The organism is Aliterella sp. E5.1, assembly GCF_057473825.1.
Map to the genome: position 1 here is coordinate 1 of NZ_JBYCCV010000299.1, position 1,902 is coordinate 1,902.

Genomic DNA, 1,902 nt, shown 5'->3' on the forward strand with positions numbered 1-1,902 from the left:
AGGAGCATGAGCTGGCTCTTCATGTTCTTTCGCAGCGAGGTGATGAGCTCAAGTCCTTGCGCAAACAACGCTTCCAATAGCGCCTGGGAAAGATAGCCCTTGTCGCCAAAGAGCTTGCCGAACAGCTTAGCAGTCATCTCAGGCAAGGGCTTGCGGTCATCAATGTTGCCTGGCGTTAGCTGAACCGCCAAGAGTTCACCCTGCTCATTGACGATCAGGTGCAGCTTAAAGCCATAGAACCAGCCCATGCTGCTCTTGCCACGTGCCGCTAGAGCTTTGAAGACCTTGTGCCGTCTGATGCGCCGGTTGTGGCAAACGGCAAGCGGGGTGCTGTCGACAAAGGCGATACCTGTACAGCTACCGAATCTGCTTTGCATGTAGGCTGTAAGCGTCAGAAGCACACTTGCAATGCGTTCGACAAAGCGGCTATAGGAGACCAAGCCGGGAAACTCCTCACGCAGGTACTCACGCACGTGCTTGTGGTAGTAGCTCTTGAAGTCGCGATAGCCCTGCTGGTGGAAGTGAATCATGATGGTCATGACCTCACTTGCCGACAAGGACGGCTTTGGCCCGCGTTTCCTACCCTCTGGCAACTGCTTCTCTTTAGCCCAAGCTTCAAAAGTCTGGCAGAAGTCGTCGACATCGCAAAACAGTTCAAGTAGACTCATGGCAGTATCTCCTATCGTGGCGGTTGAGCAACCTATTCTACGTGCAGGAGATACTCTTTCACCTCTAGAAACTCCGAACTCAGGTTATTAGAGAACGTGTTGCACTAAGTACCGATACTCGGTTGCGTGCTGCCACAGAACGTAGGATTATCGCCCAAAAGGTATCAAGAACCAGACAAGTTGTTTTTACAGGGGTTATCGACGGCCTAAAGGAACGTGATGTTGATACACGCGAAGGAATCGTCCACATCAAGGTAAAAACATCCCCAGAAGATTTTACTTCTGGTGTAGCCGAGTTTGTTTATGACAACATAATGCTTCGTGGCATTGTTCGAGCATTTGATAGAGGCGGAGAGCATCAATTTCGCGCTTTGCAGAGGGAAGTAAGAGGCAAATGGCGCAGTAAGGGTATGCAGTTACTTGAACTTCAGCCTGTTAATCCAGTTCAAGAAGAATGAATCGGTGATAGTTCTTCATGACCCTCCGCTATAACGTCCTTTATGTCGGCGAGCATCCTTGCACAGCAAGGACTCACATAGAAGCTGAGAACGGCATGGTTCACGAAGTCCCTTTGGAGTGGCTGCCTGTTGATATTCAGGAGAGGCAGCTCCTCCTCGTCCTTGGCCCTGCCAAGGACAGCATAGACGGCATCATCCTTGGAGCGCCAAGGACCAAGTTGGCGGTGCTCGAGGACAATGCCGAATCCTTTGTAGAATACCCGGTGAGGCCTCAATCCGCAAGCGAACTATCAAGCACACTGACGACTCGGAGTACATCCGCTATGCTGCTCTACTTGCTACCGGCTAAGACGGCACCATTAAGCACCTTACAGCCTCGAGTCCTTACGTGGCACACCGGGCTAGGGTTTGCCTAGATAAACCTTTGGCAATCCTTGGCCCAGCCAAGGACCTTGACGTCGGCAAGGATTGCCAGCAAGACCAGCGCGCGCTCCAGCCACCAAGTCAAAGCATGGAGCCTACGGTTTTAACGCGACACGTTCGACGTAATGTGGTAGTATCGGGGGTGCTTATACCACATTCTTATATTTCATTAATCGGCTTAAACCACTACCTCTGGTAGTGGTGCAGGTGGAGGTTCAACCAGAAGAGTAAAAATGTATCTCCCTAGAAGGTGAGAGAAGGGAGATACATGGCTCAGTCTAAACAATTCCAAAAGCTGTCGCACTCGATCTACGAGTGCAAGTATCACGTGGTGTTTTGCCCGAAGTATCGCT

At 51.0% G+C, this 1,902-nt stretch carries 2 protein-coding genes; one reads left to right on the forward strand and one right to left on the reverse strand.

The window, feature by feature from the left end; translation table 11 throughout:
* Positions 1-668: IS982 family transposase (locus AC2VE5_RS26520; protein WP_486890534.1), on the reverse strand; the 668-nt coding region annotated here is incomplete at its 3' end.
* 122 nt (positions 669-790) lie between these two features.
* On the opposite strand from AC2VE5_RS26520, the gene AC2VE5_RS26525 reads away from it, so the two are divergent.
* Positions 791-1,126, forward strand: coding sequence for a hypothetical protein (locus tag AC2VE5_RS26525; RefSeq protein WP_486890536.1), 336 nt, complete (start codon positions 791-793; stop codon positions 1,124-1,126).
* Positions 1,127-1,902: the final 776 nt, after the last annotated feature.